Below are 16,378 nucleotides of genomic sequence, written 5' to 3' on the forward strand. Positions count from 1 at the left end.
TGTTGGCTCAGGCTTTCGACGCGAGCCGGCCGATCGTCTCCGCCGGCAGATCGGTGAAGGTCTCGAGCACGCGCCGCGTATCGACGCCGAGCCGATGGCTGGGCTCCAGCGGACGCTGCTCGACGCCGTCGTACTGCATCGGCGAACGCTGGACCACGATGGAGCCGTAGTCCGGATGTTCGATCCGCGCCAGCGCGCCGCGGGCGTGCATGTTGCGATCGTTCATGACTTCTTCGAGGTTGCGCACCGGCGCCGCCGGCACCGCTGCGGCGATCAGTTTCTCGAACAGCGCCTGCGTCTCCATCGTCACGGTCCAGGCGCCGATGACCTCATCGACCAGATCCATGTGCTCGACGCGCAGCTTGAGCGTCTGCAGGCGCGCATCGGCCGAAAGATCGGGCCGTTCCATGACCTGCGTCAGCCGCTGCCAGTGGGCGTCGCCGACGCAGATCAGCGCGATCCAGCCGTCCGCCGTCGGATAGACGTTGTAGGGGCTTTCGGCCAGCCCGCCATGCCGGTTGCCGGTGCGCGCGAGCGTCGACTCGCCCTTGGTGAACCAGTGCATGCCCAGGTTCGACGACAGCGACGCGTAGATCGCGTCCTGCATCGACACCTCGAGGCGGCGCGCGATGCCAGTGCGCTCGCGTTCGTACAGGGCCGTGGCGATGGCGCCGTACAGATGGATGCCCGCGAAGAAATCCGCGATCGCCGGACCGCATTTGACCGGCGGACGATCCGGGAACCCGGTGACGTGCATCGCCCCCGACATCGCCTGCACCGTGAGATCCATCGCCGGGTACTGCGAATAGGGACCGTTGCGCCCGAAGCCGGAACTGGAGGCGTAGATCAGCCGCGGATTGGCTTCACGCAGCGAGGCGTCGCCGAGTCCGAGCTTGTCCATGACACCCGGCGCGAAGTTCTCGACCAGCACGTCGGCTTTTTTCGCGAGCGCACGCAGCGCCTGCTTGCCGTCCTCGCTCTTGAGGTCGATCTGCAGCGACTCCTTGCAGCCGTTGAGCATCGCGAACGGCAGCCCCGCTCCGCCGACGACACCGCGGCGTCTCAGCGGTTCGCCACCCGGAGGCTCGACCTTGAGGACCGTGGCGCCGGCCAGCGCGATCAGGTACGTCGCATAGGGTCCGTTGTAGATCTGCGTCAGGTCGAGGACGAGCAGACCCTGCATCGGCAACGCGGAAACGTCGGGAAGATTCATGAAGGGATCGATCAGCAACGAACGAGCACGGAGCGGCCCGTCACGCGTCCGGCCTTGAGGTCCAGCAGCGCCTGGTTCACGTCGTCCACCGGGCAGCACTGCACCGGCGTCGGCTTGAGCTTGCCGCTGTTGGCCAGCGCCAGCACCTCGCGAAGATCGGCCGGCGTGCCGGTGTTGCTGCCGCGGATCGTCAGTGCACGGAAGATCATGCCGGCCAGCGACAGCGGCAACTCTCCACCGGCGACGCCGACCATCACGAGCGTGCCGCCCTTGGCCAGGATCTCGAACGACACGCGCGCGGTGTCGTCGTTGTTGACGAAATCGAGCACGGCCGACGCCGGACCGCCGCAGGCCGCGGTGATGCGTCCGGCAAGACCCTCGGGCGAGCCGTCGACGGCTTGTCGCGCGCCGGCTTCGAGCGCGGCGGCGCGCTTGGCAGGATCGAGATCGATCGAGACGATGTTGCGATGGCCGAAGGACTGCAGCATCGCGATGCCGAGCAGCCCGAGTCCGCCGGCGCCGATCAGCACGACGGGCTTTTCCGGCGCCAGCTTCGGCAGCTTCTTGACCGCCGACAGCACGCTCAGGCCCGAGCACGCGTATGTGGCGGCCAGCGCCGGATCCACGTTGCCGGGGTCGGCGAGATAGCGCGAGTGCGGCACGACCACGTGCGAGCCGAAGCCACCGTTGCGGACCACGCCGATCGAGCGCTGCGCGGTGCACAGGTTGTCGTCACCGGTGGCGCAGGCTTCGCAATTGCCGCAGCCCAGCCAGGGATAGACCACGCGCACGTCACCGACCTTCACGCCGGTGGCATCGGGCCCGAGCTTGGCGACGCGGCCCGCGATCTCGTGCCCGGGTGCGCGCGGCAGTTCCACGCCGCGATCCGCGAGCTTCATGATCTTGCCGCCGCCCATGTTGTATTCGCCCTTCCAGAAGTGCAGATCGGAATGGCAGATGCCGCAATGCGTGACTTCGACGAGCACCTCGGAGCCCTGCGGCTCGGGCGTCGGCAGTTCGAAGGATTCCAGCGGCGCGCTTGGCTTGACGACCATCCAGGCTTTCATGATTTCTTCTTCTCCAGTCCGTCGTTCGTTCTATTGGGACTTTCTAAAAATGGCTTACCTCTCCCCCCGGGAGAGGTCGCGCGCAGCGCGGGTGAGGGCGCGAGGCGAAGCCGAGCGTCGGCGGCGCTCCAGGGGGCCGCGGTCCTACTCGCACAGCGCCCGTCGCAGCGCCTCGACCTCGTCGCGCGCCAGCGCCTTCGCACAGCGCGCATCGGCGACGAGATTGAAGGCGTGGAACGCACCGGCATACACGTGCAGTTCGAGCGCGACACCGGCATCCACGAGCCGTGTCGAGAACACCAGATCCTCGCTCGCGAACAGATCGATCGAGCCGAGCGCCATGAACGTCGGCGGCAGCCCGGAGACGTCGGCCGCACGCGCCGGCACGGCGAACGCCGGTGGCGCCTTGCGATCGTGCCCGCTCAGCAACGACGACCAGCCGTAGCGATTGGCGCCCGCGGTCCACACGAACCGTCCATTGAACGCGTGATCGCCGGTGCGGTCGTCCAGCATCGGGAACAGCAGGTGCAGATGCGCGATGCGCTCACGACGCTCGGCGTGCTCGCGCAGCGCGAGCGAGACCGCGAGGCCGCCGCCGGCGCTGACACCGCGCACGGCGAGCCTGGTCATGTCGAGGCGCCGTTCGCCGGCCTTGGCGTGCAGCCATCGCAGCGACGCCGCGGCATCATCGAGTGCCGCCGGATGCGGATGCTCGGGCGCCAGGCGGTAATCCGGCGCCAGGCCCACCACACCGAGCGTGGCGGCGAACGTACGCAGCGCGCGGTCATCGCGCTGCGCGGTGCCGGCGACGTAGCCGCCACCGTGAAGATCCAGCACGACGGGCCGCAGCGAAGCGCCATTTCCCGCAGGCGGTTCGTACAGCAGCGCCGACACGGCCGGAGCGCCGTTCAGCCCCGGCAACTCGATGCGCGTCACCTTCACGCCGGCATCGTCGGTGCCCAGTGCGGCCGGCACGCCGGACACGGCGGTGCGCACCGCCGGCAACGTCGTGTCGGAAAGATTCGACAGGTCCGGCAGCAGGCCGATGACGGCCCGCAGATCCGGATCGACGAGCGACAGGTCGGGCCCGATCGTCATGCGGCTGCCCTCGCCTGCGCCGGCTTCAGCACGAAGCCCTTGTACCCGGCCGCGACCACTTCCTCGCACTTGCCGCGGTACGCGCCGACGCCGCCGATGTACGGCAGGAACATGCGTGGCTTGCCCGGGATGTTGGCGCCCATGTACCACGAGGCCGCCTGCGGATAGAGCGTGGTGTTGGCCACCTCGCGCACGTGATCGACCCACGCGTCCTGCGCATCCTGCGAGGCCTCGATCGTGGCCAGGCCCTTGCTGCGCAGGTGGTCGACGCAGTCGACAATCCAGTCGACGTGCTGCTCGATCGACGTGACCATGTTGCTGAGCACCGACGGACTTCCCGGCCCGGTGACGGTGAACAGGTTCGGAAAGCCCGCGACCATCAAGCCGAGATAATTGCGCGGACCTTCCGCCCACACCTTGCGCAGCGACTGGCCGTCCGTCGTGCCGATGTCCATCGCCAGCAGCGAGCCAGTCATCGCGTCGAAGCCGGTCGCGCAGATCAGCACGTCGGCCGGATATTCCTGGCGCGACGTTCGCACGCCGTTGGCCGTGATCGTCTGCAAGGGTTCTTCGAGCAGGTCGATCAGCGAGACGTTGTCGCGGTTGTAGGTCGGGTAGTAATCCGTATCCAGGCAGATGCGCTTGGTTCCGATCGGATAGCTCGTCGGCATCAGCTTTCGCGCCGTCTCCGGGTCACGGATCGTGGCCGCGATCTTGTCGCGCACGAACTGCGCAGCGAGTTCGTTGGCTTCGCGGACCTTCACCAGGTCGGTGTAGGCGTGCATGAAATTCGCGCCGCCGATCTTCCAGCGCCGCTCGAACTCCGCCCGGCGGACTTCCTCCGGTGTCGCCAGCGCGGGCACGGTGGCGTATTCGTAGGTGGCGCCACTGCGCGAGCGACGCAGGTATTCGCGCCGTTCGGGATAGGTCGCCTTGACCTGCTCGACCTCTTCCGGCTTCAGCGGATGGTTGCCCGCCGGAAGGCTGAAGTTGGGCGTGCGCTGGAACACCGTCAGGTGCGCTGCCTGCTGCGCGATCACCGGAATCGCCTGGATGGCGGACGAACCGGTGCCGATGACGGCGACGCGCTTGCCGGTGAAATCCTGCGGCTCGTGCGGCCAGCGGCCGGTGTGCAGCACCGGACCCGCGAAATCGGACAGGCCCGGCAGGTTCGGAATGCTCGACGTCGACAGGCAGCCCGTCGCCATCGCGACGAATCGCGCCTGCAACGTCGAGCCGTTCTCGGCCTGCACCGTCCAGCGTTCGGCGTCGACGTCGTACGTGGCGGCTTCGACCCGCGTGTTGAAACGGATGTCGCGCTTCAGATCGAAGCGCTCGGCGACGTGTTCGAGATATTTCAGGATCTCGGGCTGCGCGGCGTAGCGCTCGGTCCAGTTCCACTCCTGCTCGAGCGAATCGTCGAACGAGAACGAGTACTCGACGCTGGGCACGTCGCATCGCGCACCGGGATAACGGTTCCAGTACCAGGTGCCGCCGACATCGTCGGCGGCTTCCAGCACCACGGCCGAGAAGCCGGCGCGCCGCAGGCGATGCAGCAGGTACAGGCCGGAGAAACCGGCGCCGACGACGACGACGTCGAACGTGCCGGAGGCAGATGCGGAGGGCTGGGAGATCGTCATGACACTCACTGCGTGTTGAGCCAGACCGTCTTGGCGGTCAGGTATTCGTCGATGTGGAACGGTCCGCCCTTGACGCCGTATCCACTCGATCGCGTGCCGGCCATCGGCACGCTCGGATCGGTGACGCCGTAGCAGTTGGCCCAGGCCATGCCGACCCTGAGCTCGGACGTGACGCGATGAACGCGACCGACATCACGGCTCCACAGCGCACCGGCGAGTCCGTAGCTGGTGTCGTTGGCGAGGCGGATCGCCTCCTCCTCGGTGTCGAACGGAATCGCGGCGAGTACGGGGCCGAAGACTTCCTCGCGCGCGATGCGCATGTCGTTGTGCACGTCGGCGAGCACCGTGGGCGTGACGAAGTAGCCGTTCGCCAGCGGTCCGCCGACGCGATCGCCGCCGGAGACGAAGCGCGCGCCCTCCGCACGTGCGACGTCGAAATAATTCGCCACGCGATCGAGCTGCGCGCGCGATGCCAGCGGGCCGAGCTGCGTCGAAGGATCCAGGCTGTCGCCGACGCGCAATGCGCGCCCTGCTGCCGCGACCTTCTCGATGAACGTGCCGTAGATCGAGCGCTCCACCAGCAGTCGCGTGCCGGCGTAGCAGACCTGCCCGGTGTTGTTGAAGCAGCCCATCGCGGCGCCCACGGCCGCCGCATCGAGGTTGGCATCGGCGAAGACGATGTCCGGCGACTTGCCGCCCAGTTCCACCGACACGCGCTTGAGATTGCTCGCGGAGGCCTCGACGATCCTGCGACCGGTCGCGGTGGATCCCGTGAACGTCACGCGATCCACGTCCATGTGCGCGGCCAGCGCCGAGCCGGCGGTCGGGCCCGGGCCCGGCACCACGTTGATGACGCCGGGCGGCACGCCGGCCTGCGTCAGGATCTCGGCCATCATCAGCGCCGACAGCGGCGCTTCCTCGGCCGGCTTGAGCACGAGCGTGCAGCCGGTGGCCAGCGACGGGCAGATGCTCCAGAGCTGCGTGATCAGCGGCCCGTTCCACGGAATGATGGCGCCGACGACGCCCAGCGGCTGCTTCAGCGAATAGCTCATGAACTCGCCGGGCACGGAGTTGGCGAACACCGTGCCGCGCGGCTGCACCGCCTGCGACGCGTAGAAGCGGAACGCGAGCTGGATCCAGCGGCGGAACGTCGAGGTGCGCGCGATCGGCGCGCCCATGTCGAGCGTCTCGAGCAGCGCGAGCTCTTCGAAGCGCTCCTCGATCGCCGCGAGAACCTTGTGCATCAGGTTCTGGCGATCGAGCGGCTTGAGCTTGCGCCAGTCGCCGTTGAAGGCCTTGCGCGCGGCGGTGACCGCGGCATCGATGTCCTCGGCGCCGCCTCGCGCCACCTTCGTCAGCAGCGCGCCGGTGGAAGGGTTGACGCAGTCGAAGGTCTCGCCGGAGCGGGCCTGGACCCATTTGCCGTCGATGAACAGCGGAAGAACGGGGCGGCTCAGGAACGGATGCGATGTCGACATGCGGCGTCTCCTTCTCTTTGTTTCGCGTCTGATGCGCGTTGATCGATGATCCCGTAAGCATCGCGGCGCGACCAATACGGATCCGTTCTGGCTGGGATACCGGTTTCGTATCCCGATGTCGTTCATGCCTGCACGTTGCACGTTGTGCAGTGCAGCGAAGCAGGTTCATCGATGGTTGCAGCGCGCGCATTCCACGACTACTTCCGATTTGCTCTGCCTCCGATACGGATTTCGTATGGCACGCGCCCCGGGACACGTGCTCTTATCCAGCCTTCCCGACGCGCCGCCACGGCGGCGTGACAACGACCGAAAACAAATCGAGGTGACGTGCATGGACCCGAAGTCAAACGATCCTTACCGAGTCGACGGCAAGGTGGCGCTCGTCACCGGCGCAGGCCGCGCGGACGGACTCGGCGCCGCGATTGCCGCCGCTCTGGTGGCCGGCGGTGCGCGCGTGCTGATCTCCGACATCAATCCCGGCGGCGAAGACGTCGCCGCATCGCTGGGCAGCACGTCGACATTCGTCCGGCAGGACGTCACGAGCGAAGCCGACTGGGAGCGCACCGTCGCCGTAGCGGTGGATCGCTTCGGCGGTCTCGACATCGTCGTCAACAACGCCGGAATCGAACTCGCAGGATTCTTCGCCGACATGGACGTCGACGATTTTCGCAAGCAGATGGAGGTCAACACGACCAGCGTCTTCCTCGGCATCAAGCACGCGATCCGCACGATGCGGCCGGGTGGCGCGGCCGGACGCGGCGGCGCGATCGTCAATCTCTCGTCGATCGGCGGCATCAAGGGCGCCGCGGGCCTGGGCGCCTATTGCGGCAGCAAGGGCGCCGTGAGGCTGATGACCAAGGCCGCCGCGGTCGAGTGTGCGCGCCTGAAATACGGCATCCGCGTGAACTCGGTCCACCCCGGCCTGATCAAGACCGACATGGGCATCCAGACGCTCAAGGCCTACGTGAAGATGGGCCTGCTGCCGAACGAAGAAATCGCGGAAAAAGCCGTCGCGTCCCGTTATCCGCTGGGCCTGGGCAGTGTCGCGGACGTGGCGAACGCGGTGCGATACCTGGCTTCGGAAGCCGGACAGTGGCAGACCGGCGCCGAGCTGGTCGTCGATGGGGGGGTGAACGCTTAGCGGAGCTGCGCCGTCGGCAGCTGATCCGGCGGTCGGACCTTCAAAGCTCACCGCAAAGGCGCAAAGGGAAAAGAAAGGACGCAGAGAAAGATAAAAAGGAAAACCTCGTAAACGGGGCAAACAGCGGAGCTTTCGGGACGCGCAATGCCGGCGTTACCGATGCTCTTTGCGCCCTTTCTTTTCCCTTTGCGCCTTTGCGGTGAATTCGTGCAGTCGACGAACGAAAGCCCGCCGAGCATCCCGTCAGGCGTTCGCCGCACCGAACCGCTTCGGCAACAGGCCGCGCAACTCTGCGTCCGTGAGATCGCGCCACTTGCCGACCTTCAACCCGCCAAGATCGATGTTGACGACGCGCAGTCGCTGCAGGCGCCGCACGTCGTAGCCGAACACCGCGCACATGCGGCGGATCTGGCGGTTCAGGCCCTGGGTCAGCGTGATGCGGAACACGCGCGGCGCGACGACCTTCATCGTGCAGGGTTTGGTGATGACGTCGAGCTCGGGCAGCTTCACGCCCGCAGCCATGCCCTGCAGGAAGGCCTCGTCGACCGGCTTGTCGACCGTCACGACGTACTCCTTCTCGTGATGGTTCTCGACGCGCAGGATCTCGTTGACGATGTCGCCCTGGTTGGTCAGCAGGATCAGGCCTTCGGACTCCTTGTCCAGACGACCGATCGGGAAGATGCGCTCGCGGTGACCAATGAAGTCGATGATGTTGCCGGCGATGTGCCGCTCGGTCGTGCACGTGATGCCGACCGGCTTGTTCAGCGCGATGTAAACCGGCTTGCGCTTGGCGCCGATGGTCTTGCCGTCGACGGCGACGATATCGCCCTCGCCGACGCGCGTCCCCAGTTCGGCCTTCGCGCCGTTGACGCTGACGCGACCGGCCTCGATCCACGCGTCGGCCGCGCGACGCGAGCAGACGCCCGTCTCGCTGATGTACTTGTTGAGCCGCATGCCGTCCGGCATCAGCGTGCGAAGAACTGGTTTTCCGGACGCGGCAGGCCCAGGTGCTCGCGCAGCGTCTTGCCGGTGTACTGCTTGCGGAAGATGCCGCGGCGCTGGAGCTCGGGCACGACGAGATTCACGAAGTCGTCGAGACCGGCCGGCAGGTACGGGAACATCACGTTGAAACCGTCCGAGGCTTTCGTGACCAGCCACTCCTCCATCTGGTCGGCGATCGTGCGCGGCGTGCCGACCATCGAAAGGCCGGGATAGCCGCCGACGCGCTGCGCGAGCTGGCGCACCGTCAGGTTCTCTTCTTTGGCCGCCGCGATGACCAGGGCGCGCTGCGTCTTGCTCTGGTTGCTCTCCGGAATCTCCGGTAGCGGCGCGTCCGGATCGAATTTCGACGCGTCGGTGCCGATCATGATCGACAGCGAAGCCAGGCCCGAGTCGTAGTGCACGAGACTGTCGAGATGCAGGCGCCGGCGGCGTGCCTCTTCCACGCTGTCGCCGACGACGACGAAGCAGGCCGGCAGGATCTTCAACCGGTCCGGCGGCCGCCCGACGGCGGCCATTCGCGCCTTGATGTCCGCGTAGAACGAGCGAGCGTCCTCGATCGTGCCGGCAGCGCCGAAGATCACTTCGGCCGTCTCGGCCGCGAGCTGGCGGCCAGGTTCCGAAGCACCGGCCTGCACGATCACCGGCCAGCCCTGCACCGGCCGCGCGATGTTCAGCGGACCACGCACGGACAGGTACTGGCCCTTGTGATTGAGCGTGTGCAACCTGGCCGGATCGAAGTACAGGCCGCTGTCGACATCGCGCACGAACGCGTCGTCCGCCCAGGAGTCCCACAGGCCGGTGACCACGTCGAAGAATTCGCGGGCGCGCTTGTAGCGCTCCCCGTGCTCCATGTGGTCGTCCATGCCGAAGTTCAGCGCGGCATCCGGGTTGGACGTCGTGACGATGTTCCATCCGGCGCGCCCTTCGCTGATCCAGTCCAGCGACGCGAACTTGCGTGCCACGTGATACGGCTGTTCGAACGTCGTCGAGGCCGTGGCGATCAGCCCGATGCGCTCGGTGGCCGTGGCCAGCGCCGGCAGCAAGGTCAGCGGATCGAACGACGTCACCGTGTGGCTGCGCTTGAGCGCTTCGGTGGGCATGTTCAACACGGCCAGGTGATCGGCCATGAAGAACGCGTCGAAGCAGCCGCGTTCGAGCGTGCGCGTGAAATCGCGCAGATGTCCGAAATTGAAGTTGGCATCCGCGAACGCGCCGGGGTAGCGCCATGCGCCGGTGTGGATGCTGACGGGGCGCATGAAGGCGCCGAGGTGAAGCTGCGGTTTGTCCTGGCTCATCGCGTGAATTTACCGCGAAGGCCGCGCCCACCCGTAGCCCGGACGAAGTCCGGGGCCCGTTCGATCTATTTACAGACGATCCCGGACTTCGTCCGGGCTACGGCGGCGCCATATTTTTCGGCGCGCCCGGGACCAGCCGCCCTTACAATGCCGCCCGATGCGCCCTTAGCTCAGCTGGATAGAGCATTAGGCTTCGAACCTAAGGGTCGGGAGTTGCTCGCTACGCTCACGCCAACGCGCTTTCGCGCTTTTGGTCGAATCTCTCAGGGCGCTGGCGAAGTGTTACGCATCGGTGAGACGGTCACCTTTACAATGCAGGTCATGCGCCCTTAGCTCAGCTGGATAGAGCATTAGGCTTCGAACCTAAGGGTCGGGAGTTCGAATCTCTCAGGGCGCACCAATTTTTCCATGCCGTACGCCGGAGATTCTCACTCCCGGGGAGTTGTTCGCTTCGCTCACGCCAACGCGCGCGTTGCGCGCTTTTGGTCGAATCTCTCAGGGCGCACCACTTTTTTTGTAGTACATCAACGCGCTTGGGTCGAACCTCGCGGGGCTCACCATCTTCAGGCCGGGCCGAACGGGGGATTCCCGCCCCTCGCCTATCAGGACCTTGCCCATGCCTTCCTTGCACCACGAGAACCATCGGGCCAGCAGCGTGGGCTGGTTGCGAGCCGCGGTGCTGGGTGCGAACGACGGGATCATTTCGGTGGCCAGCCTCGTCATCGGCGTCGCTGCGGCGGAAACCGCGAGCCAGGGCGTTCTGGTGACGAGCGTGGCCGGGTTGGTGGCCGGCGCAATGTCGATGGCCGCGGGCGAATACGTGTCCGTCCGCACGCAGGCGGATGCCGAGACCGCCGACCTGAACCGCGAGACGCGCGAGCTGGCGGACGAGCCGGAGCGCGAGCTGGCCGAACTGGAGACGATCTACCGCAGCCGTGGACTGGATCCGGATCTGGCGCGCCGCGTCGCCGAGCAGCTGACCGCGAAGGACCCGCTCGGAACGCACGCCCGCGACGAACTGGGAATCACCGAAGCGCTGCGCGCGCGACCCCTCCAGGCTGCGCTGGCGTCGGCCGCCGCGTTCTCCACCGGTGCGCTGGTCCCTTTGGCCACGGCCTGCATCGCGCCGTTCGAACATGTCGCCACGCTGTGCGCCGGCGCCGCCCTGCTCGCGCTGGTGACGCTGGGCGCCATCGCGGCGCGCGCCGGTGGAGCGCCAGTGCTTCGCGGCGCGCTCCGCGTCGGATTCTGGGGCGCGCTCGCGATGGGATTCACGGCCCTGATCGGAGACGCCGTCGGCGCGCTGCTCTAGGAGCCTGGGCGGTAGGAACCGTGCGCGTTCCTACCGCCCGGGCTCCTAGCAGCAGGCGACAAGTCGTCGAACCGCCACGCGGTTACCCTTGCGGTTCCGATCCTTCCGCCGGATCGCCACACATATCCGGCCTCAGACTTCGATTCTCGACATGTCCTCTGTTTCTGCCAGCGCCCCACCCGCCGCCCGTCTCGCCGCCACCATCCTGCTGCTGCGCGACGGCGAACAGGGCATGGAAGTGTTCATGGTCGTGCGCCATCAGCAGATCGACTTCGCGTCGGGTGCGCTGGTGTTCCCGGGCGGCAAGCTGGCGCCCGGCGATTCCGAGGCTCGCACGCACGCGCGCTGCACCGGCGTCGAGGGCCTGAACAAGGACGAGATCGCGCCGCGCGTCGGCGCGATCCGCGAAGCCTTCGAGGAATCCGGGATCCTGCTCGCCAGGCCGGCCAAGGGCGGGGCTATCGGCGCCGAGCGGCTCGCGGCACTCGGGACGCGCTACCGGCGCGGACTGGATCGTGGCGAGATCGCCATCGCCGACATGCTGGAGACCGAGGACCTGGTGCTGGATTGCGGCGGGCTCGTGCCGTTCGCGCACTGGGTGACGCCGACGTTCATGCCCAAGCGCTTCGACACCTACTTCTTTCTCGCCGTCGCGCCCCCCGACCAGGTCGGCGTGCACGATGGTCACGAAACGGTCGACTCCGCGTGGCTGACGCCGCCGACGATCGTGCTGGATGAACTGGCCGGCCGCCGCACGCTGGTGCCGGCGACGATGCTCAACGTCAAGAAGCTCGGATTCAGCGTGTCGGTGAAGGACGCGCTGGCGGCGGCCAAGGCCAAGCCGGTCGTCACCGTCCAGCCGGTGCTGGAGAAGGGACCCGACGGCAAGGGGCTGCTGAGGATTCCGCAGGAAGCCGGTTACGGCGTGTCGGAATTCACGATGGATATTCCGTCGTAAGCGACGGGTGATCGCGGTGCGGACGACGTCCGGGCCGCGAAGGATCAGCGTGCGTAGCCCGGACGAAGTCCGGGATCTGTCTCATTGATCGAACGGGAATCCCGGACTTCGTCCGGGCTACATCAGGATCAGACGGCCTTCAGTGCACCGTCGCCGACGTCGGCATCACGACCGGAGGACGCGCCGCCGCCTGACGGGCCAGCAAGGCGCCATAGCCCATGGCCGCCTTCTCCCAGCGCTCGCAGGAGTCGAGCACCCAGGCCGGCAGCACGCCGGCATCGACAGCGCGCTCGATGCGCATGCGCTCCTGCAGAACCTGCTCCGCCACATCCTTGAGGGTCACGTCGCCTTTGGGTTCGCTCACGTCGGGTGTCTCCTGCCTGGTGCAAACCATCATGAATCGGCCGGCAGGTTTTTCCCGTCCACCGGAGGACGGCCGGTGTCCGGCGAGCTACAGGCGGTCGCGCCCGATGCGAGGACGCCTCAGGCGCCGCCGGTCCAGCAACCGCGCTCCGTGCCTTGCGAGGTCACCGCACCCATCTCGCGCTCGAGATCGGCGGACTCCCAGGCGGAGTGCGGCTTGCGCATGCTCTCGCGCAGGCGATCGCGCGCCAGGCGCAGCGACTTGCAGGCGTCCGACTCGGTGACGTGGGTGACCGGCGCGGCGAAGCTGTCGCGCGCGATCGGCTTGGCCTTCTCGAGCGGCGCTTCCTTCATCTCCTTGCGCTCGCCCATGAACCTCTCGCCCGGACGCAGGCCGCCGCCCGAACCGTCCGCGGCCATCTCGCCGGATTCGGTCATCACGGCGCCTTCGGCGCCCTCGCCGATCGGGTGCTGGTGCACGTAGAAGATCGCCCCCAGAACGCACAGGCCCAGCGCCACGATCAGGCCCAGGGCGGCTCCGTCGCCGCGCGCCTCATCACCGCGATCCAGTCGTTCGCGCTTCGGGGCCCGCAGGGGATCAGCTTCGTTCATCGTCGGATCTCACGTTCGATACGCAAAGTTAACACCGGACCCCTGTCGAAAGTGAGAGGGCCCGGGCTTTGGGTCAAAATGTCGGGCTTCGGCGAGGCTTCGGCCGGTCGAAACCCCTACATACAGTCAGGAGACATCCCGTGGCAGGTCTTTATTTCGAGGAATTCACCGTCGGCCAGAAATTCGTCCACTCGGTGCGGCGCACGGTCACGGAGGCGGACAACGTCTTCTTCTCGGCGCTCACCCACAACCCGGCCGCGCTGCACATCGACGAGCAGTACTGCAAGGAAAACTCGGAGTTCGGCCAGCGCATCGTCAACAGCTGCTTCACGCTGGGCCTGATGGTGGGCGTCACGGTGCAGGACACCACACTGGGCACGACGGTGGGCAACCTGGGCTGGGACGAGGTGCGCTTCCCCAAGCCGGTGTTCCATGGCGACACGCTGCGCACCGAGTCCGAAGTGCTGGAGATCCGCGAATCGAAGAGCCGGCCGCAGAACGGCATCGTGATCTTCATCCATCGCTGCTACAACCAGCGCAACGAGCTGGTCGGACACTGCAAGCGCTCGGCGCTGATGCTGCGCAAGCCCAAGTAAGACACTCATCCCGTAGCCCGGACGAAGTCCGGGGTTGCGCTACGTATTCGAGGGGAACCCCGGACTTCGTCCGGGCTACGGGTGCGGCTAATTCGCGGCGGTCTTCGCCGGCAGGTAGGGCACCGGATCCACCGGCTGCCCACGCTCGCGGATCTCGAAGTGCAGCACCGGCTTATTCTCCGGCCCCAGGCCCAGCTCCGCGATCGCCTGCCCGCCCTGCACCATCTGCCCCTCGTTGACCAGGCGCGTGCGGTTGTAGCCGTAGGCCGACAGCCGCAGATCGTCGTGCTTGATGATGATCAGCTCGCCGTAGCCCTTGAGCGCCGATCCGCTGTAGACGACCTTGCCCGGCGCCGCTGCGTACACCGGCTGGCCGATGTCGCCGGCGAAATCCAGGCCCTTGGAGCCGGCTGCGAGGTTGTATCCGCGCACGACGACGCCGTTGGTGGGCCACTGCCAGCGATAAGGTCCGCCTGATTCGCTGGTCAGCGGAGGCGGCGGCAAGGCGGGTGCCGTCGCGACGACAGGAGGCGCCGCAACCGGTGACGCACTGCCGGCGGCGGCCGGCATCGAACCCGAGGGCGGCGCGGGCATCATCGTCACCTGGCCCTGGGCGATCGGCGGACTCGCCATCGACGACTGTCCGAGCGCCGGTGGCGGCACGCCGAAGGTCTCCGTCGGCAGCGCCATGGGCTTGGGCCGCGGTCCGGGTGCGCGTCCCGGTGGGAGTGGCGGCGGCGCGACGCCGATCACTTCGGTCGGCAGCGTGACCGGTCGCAGGGCCGGCGCGGGCGTGGTGTCGTCGGGGTGCGAGACGATGTCGCCCTCGATCAGCGAAGGCCGCGGCGGCTGCGACAGCCGAAGGACCTGACCGGGGCGGATCAGGTAGTTCGAGCCGATGCCGTTCCAGCTTGCCAGCTCGCGAAAATCCAGGCTGTTGCGAAACGCGATCGAGTACATCGTGTCGCCCTGCCGCACCATGTATTCCTGCGCGCCGACCGGCCGCTCCGGAAGCACCGGTGCGACCGACTGGTTGGCCAGTTCGTGCTCCGAGGGCGGATTCCAGGACAACAGGCCGGCGCAACCGGCCAGCAACAGCGCAGGCGCGAGGACGACGAGTGTGGGCTTGAGCGTCATGGAGCGAGGTCCTGCGCGGCCTTGCCCCGGCCGCGATGTTTGAGAATGAACCAGACGACGAAAATCGCCAGCAGCACGAGCGCACCGATCCCCACCTCGTGCGTGTACTCCGCCACCGCCGCGAGGACCGGCTGCCCGAAGAAGTAGCCCAGCGCGACCAGCACGCCACACCACAGCGTTGCGCCGAGCGAGGTCAGCAGCATGAACGGCGCCAGGCTCATGCCGAACATGCCGGGCGGAATCGAGATGAGATGGCGGATGCCGGGAATGAAACGCCCGACGAAGGTCGCGACATTGGCGTTGCGCAGGAACAGCCGCTCCGCGTCGTGATAGGTCTTCGCGCTGATCAGGAAGTACTTGCCGTAGTTCAGCAGGAACGCCTTGCCGACGTACTTGCCGAGCGCGTAGTTGGCCGAGGCCCCGATCAGCGACCCGAACCCGCCGGCGAGCGCGGCCAGAAAGGGGTTCAGCTCGCCCTGCGCGGCGCGATAGCCGGCCGGAATCATCACCAGCTCCGACGGCACCGGGAACAGACTGGACTCCAGCGCCATCAGGAAGACGATCTCGGTGTAGCCCAGGTGCGCGACCGCGTCCTTGATCCAGAGCGTGAAAGCATCCATGTCAGCGACCGGCACCCCAGCCTGCATTGCGCGTCAGCGCGTGTCCCCTCGAAGCAGGCGGCGCGGCGTGCACGCTAGATCTTGCCCGTCAGCAGCGGCACGAAACTGACGGCGCCCAGATCGCGCTCCGTCGTCCCTCGCGCCGTGCGCTCCACGAGGCGCAGCGATTGCGCACCGGGCGGGCCCACGGGTATCACCAGCCGGCCGCCCGGTGCCAGCTGATCGATCAGGGTGGCCGGAATCTCCGCGCCACCCGCCGTGACGATAATGCCGTCGAACGGAGCGTACGTCGGCCAGCCGAGCGTGCCGTCGGCGTAGCCGAAGTGCACGTTGCGGAACCCCAGCTTCGCCAGCCGCGTGCGGGCGGCCTCGGTCAGCGGGCGGATGCGCTCGACGGTGAAGATCGTCTCCACCAGCGCCGACAGCACCGCGGTCTGGTAACCACTGCCGGTGCCCACTTCGAGAATGCGCTTCGGCGACCCGCCACCGAGGACGGCCTCGGTCATCAGGGCGACGATGTAGGGCTGCGAGATGGTCTGCGCGTGACCGATCGGCAGCGCCCGGTTCTTGTACGCCTCGCTCTGCAACGCCTGCTCGACGAACTGGTGACGCTCGATGCGGGTCATCACCTCGAGCACGCGCTCGTCGCGGATGCCCTGGTTGCGCAGCTCGTCGATCAGGGCCTTGCGCACCTTGGACGAGGTCATGCCCAGTCCGCGGCTGTGATGGTGTTGCGTCGCTCCGCTCACTGGCTCTCCCCGGACGAAGAAAGCACGCGAGTCGATGCCGTGGGCCATTCGCCCATCTCCCGCACCCCGCCGCGGCAGTTGTCACTGCCGCTGCCAC

Annotated in this window: 16 protein-coding genes and 2 tRNA genes; 6 read left to right on the top strand and 12 right to left on the bottom strand. The window is 67.2% G+C overall.

Annotated elements, in window-relative coordinates:
* Positions 1-7: 7 nt before the first annotated feature.
* The 5 genes from DFR24_RS08025 to DFR24_RS08045 form a co-directional block, all read right to left on the bottom strand.
* Complete coding sequence (locus DFR24_RS08025; RefSeq protein WP_133880760.1) at positions 8-1,213, bottom strand: CaiB/BaiF CoA transferase family protein; 1,206 nt, start codon at positions 1,211-1,213, stop codon at positions 8-10.
* 11 nt (positions 1,214-1,224) lie between these two features.
* Positions 1,225-2,280: an alcohol dehydrogenase gene (locus DFR24_RS08030; RefSeq protein ID WP_133880761.1), complete on the bottom strand. Its 1,056-nt coding sequence runs from the start codon at positions 2,278-2,280 to the stop codon at positions 1,225-1,227.
* A gap of 144 nt (positions 2,281-2,424) precedes the next feature.
* Positions 2,425-3,378: an alpha/beta hydrolase gene (locus tag DFR24_RS08035; RefSeq protein ID WP_133880762.1), complete on the bottom strand. Its 954-nt coding sequence runs from the start codon at positions 3,376-3,378 to the stop codon at positions 2,425-2,427.
* Positions 3,375-5,018 (bottom strand): flavin-containing monooxygenase, encoded by a 1,644-nt coding sequence (locus DFR24_RS08040; RefSeq protein WP_133880763.1) that lies wholly within the window; start codon positions 5,016-5,018, stop codon positions 3,375-3,377. The genes DFR24_RS08035 and DFR24_RS08040 overlap by 4 nt, the downstream gene beginning before the upstream one ends.
* 5 nt (positions 5,019-5,023) lie before the next feature.
* Positions 5,024-6,496: an aldehyde dehydrogenase family protein gene (locus DFR24_RS08045; RefSeq protein ID WP_133880764.1), complete on the bottom strand. Its 1,473-nt coding sequence runs from the start codon at positions 6,494-6,496 to the stop codon at positions 5,024-5,026.
* Between the two features lie 331 nt (positions 6,497-6,827).
* Here DFR24_RS08045 and DFR24_RS08050 point away from each other — a divergent pair, with 331 nt between their 5' ends.
* A complete protein-coding gene (locus DFR24_RS08050; RefSeq protein ID WP_133880765.1) occupies positions 6,828-7,637 on the top strand; it encodes an SDR family oxidoreductase in 810 nt (269 codons plus the stop codon).
* Positions 7,638-7,880: 243 nt separating this feature from the next.
* On the opposite strand, the gene rluF is transcribed toward DFR24_RS08050, so the two are convergent.
* Together rluF and DFR24_RS08060 are read right to left on the bottom strand one after the other, a co-directional pair.
* Positions 7,881-8,591: a 23S rRNA pseudouridine(2604) synthase RluF gene (gene rluF, locus DFR24_RS08055; RefSeq protein ID WP_133880766.1), complete on the bottom strand. Its 711-nt coding sequence runs from the start codon at positions 8,589-8,591 to the stop codon at positions 7,881-7,883.
* Positions 8,592-8,602: 11 nt separating this feature from the next.
* Entirely contained in the window at positions 8,603-9,934 is a 1,332-nt protein-coding gene (locus tag DFR24_RS08060) for an LLM class flavin-dependent oxidoreductase (protein WP_133880767.1), read from the bottom strand.
* Between the two features lie 159 nt (positions 9,935-10,093).
* On the opposite strand from DFR24_RS08060, the gene DFR24_RS24390 reads away from it, so the two are divergent.
* The 4 genes from DFR24_RS24390 to DFR24_RS08080 all read left to right on the top strand — a co-directional run bounded on the left by DFR24_RS24390 (position 10,094) and on the right by DFR24_RS08080 (position 12,204).
* Positions 10,094-10,207 (top strand) — tRNA-Arg (locus DFR24_RS24390).
* 50 nt (positions 10,208-10,257) lie between these two features.
* Positions 10,258-10,334 (top strand) — tRNA-Arg (locus tag DFR24_RS08070).
* A 216-nt stretch (positions 10,335-10,550) separates the two neighbouring features.
* Positions 10,551-11,246: a VIT1/CCC1 transporter family protein gene (locus DFR24_RS08075; RefSeq protein WP_133880768.1), complete on the top strand. Its 696-nt coding sequence runs from the start codon at positions 10,551-10,553 to the stop codon at positions 11,244-11,246.
* A 151-nt stretch (positions 11,247-11,397) separates the two neighbouring features.
* Entirely contained in the window at positions 11,398-12,204 is an 807-nt protein-coding gene (locus tag DFR24_RS08080) for an NUDIX hydrolase (RefSeq protein WP_133880769.1), read from the top strand.
* Positions 12,205-12,343: 139 nt separating this feature from the next.
* On the opposite strand, the gene DFR24_RS08085 is transcribed toward DFR24_RS08080, so the two are convergent.
* Both DFR24_RS08085 and DFR24_RS08090 read right to left on the bottom strand, forming a co-directional pair.
* Positions 12,344-12,568 (bottom strand): hypothetical protein, encoded by a 225-nt coding sequence (locus tag DFR24_RS08085; RefSeq protein WP_133880770.1) that lies wholly within the window; start codon positions 12,566-12,568, stop codon positions 12,344-12,346.
* 119 nt (positions 12,569-12,687) lie between these two features.
* Complete coding sequence (locus DFR24_RS08090; protein ID WP_133880771.1) at positions 12,688-13,179, bottom strand: hypothetical protein; 492 nt, start codon at positions 13,177-13,179, stop codon at positions 12,688-12,690.
* A 140-nt stretch (positions 13,180-13,319) separates the two neighbouring features.
* Here DFR24_RS08090 and DFR24_RS08095 point away from each other — a divergent pair, with 140 nt between their 5' ends.
* Positions 13,320-13,775 (top strand): MaoC family dehydratase, encoded by a 456-nt coding sequence (locus tag DFR24_RS08095; protein WP_133880772.1) that lies wholly within the window; start codon positions 13,320-13,322, stop codon positions 13,773-13,775.
* Positions 13,776-13,862: 87 nt separating this feature from the next.
* Here DFR24_RS08095 and DFR24_RS08100 read toward each other — a convergent pair whose 3' ends face one another.
* From DFR24_RS08100 to DFR24_RS08110, 3 genes are all read right to left on the bottom strand, one after another.
* Positions 13,863-14,912 (bottom strand): peptidoglycan DD-metalloendopeptidase family protein, encoded by a 1,050-nt coding sequence (locus tag DFR24_RS08100; protein ID WP_133880773.1) that lies wholly within the window; start codon positions 14,910-14,912, stop codon positions 13,863-13,865.
* Entirely contained in the window at positions 14,909-15,532 is a 624-nt protein-coding gene (locus tag DFR24_RS08105; RefSeq protein WP_133880774.1) for a DedA family protein, read from the bottom strand. The genes DFR24_RS08100 and DFR24_RS08105 overlap by 4 nt, the downstream gene beginning before the upstream one ends.
* A gap of 74 nt (positions 15,533-15,606) precedes the next feature.
* Positions 15,607-16,281 (bottom strand): protein-L-isoaspartate(D-aspartate) O-methyltransferase, encoded by a 675-nt coding sequence (locus DFR24_RS08110; RefSeq protein ID WP_246051552.1) that lies wholly within the window; start codon positions 16,279-16,281, stop codon positions 15,607-15,609.
* Positions 16,282-16,378: the final 97 nt, after the last annotated feature.

Source organism: Panacagrimonas perspica (genome assembly GCF_004364935.1).
Classification (GTDB): Bacteria; Pseudomonadota; Gammaproteobacteria; order Nevskiales; family Nevskiaceae; genus Panacagrimonas; species Panacagrimonas perspica.

Coding starts and splice junctions, on each gene's coding strand:
- DFR24_RS08025 (WP_133880760.1), bottom strand. CDS start 1,213: ATGAATCTTCCCGACGTTTCCGCGTTGCCGATGCAGGGTCTGCTCGTC.
- DFR24_RS08030 (WP_133880761.1), bottom strand. CDS start 2,280: ATGAAAGCCTGGATGGTCGTCAAGCCAAGCGCGCCGCTGGAATCCTTC.
- DFR24_RS08035 (WP_133880762.1), bottom strand. CDS start 3,378: ATGACGATCGGGCCCGACCTGTCGCTCGTCGATCCGGATCTGCGGGCC.
- DFR24_RS08040 (WP_133880763.1), bottom strand. CDS start 5,018: ATGACGATCTCCCAGCCCTCCGCATCTGCCTCCGGCACGTTCGACGTC.
- DFR24_RS08045 (WP_133880764.1), bottom strand. CDS start 6,496: ATGTCGACATCGCATCCGTTCCTGAGCCGCCCCGTTCTTCCGCTGTTC.
- DFR24_RS08050 (WP_133880765.1), top strand. CDS start 6,828: ATGGACCCGAAGTCAAACGATCCTTACCGAGTCGACGGCAAGGTGGCG.
- rluF (WP_133880766.1), bottom strand. CDS start 8,591: ATGCGGCTCAACAAGTACATCAGCGAGACGGGCGTCTGCTCGCGTCGC.
- DFR24_RS08060 (WP_133880767.1), bottom strand. CDS start 9,934: ATGAGCCAGGACAAACCGCAGCTTCACCTCGGCGCCTTCATGCGCCCC.
- DFR24_RS08075 (WP_133880768.1), top strand. CDS start 10,551: ATGCCTTCCTTGCACCACGAGAACCATCGGGCCAGCAGCGTGGGCTGG.
- DFR24_RS08080 (WP_133880769.1), top strand. CDS start 11,398: ATGTCCTCTGTTTCTGCCAGCGCCCCACCCGCCGCCCGTCTCGCCGCC.
- DFR24_RS08090 (WP_133880771.1), bottom strand. CDS start 13,179: ATGAACGAAGCTGATCCCCTGCGGGCCCCGAAGCGCGAACGACTGGAT.
- DFR24_RS08100 (WP_133880773.1), bottom strand. CDS start 14,912: ATGACGCTCAAGCCCACACTCGTCGTCCTCGCGCCTGCGCTGTTGCTG.
- DFR24_RS08105 (WP_133880774.1), bottom strand. CDS start 15,532: ATGGATGCTTTCACGCTCTGGATCAAGGACGCGGTCGCGCACCTGGGC.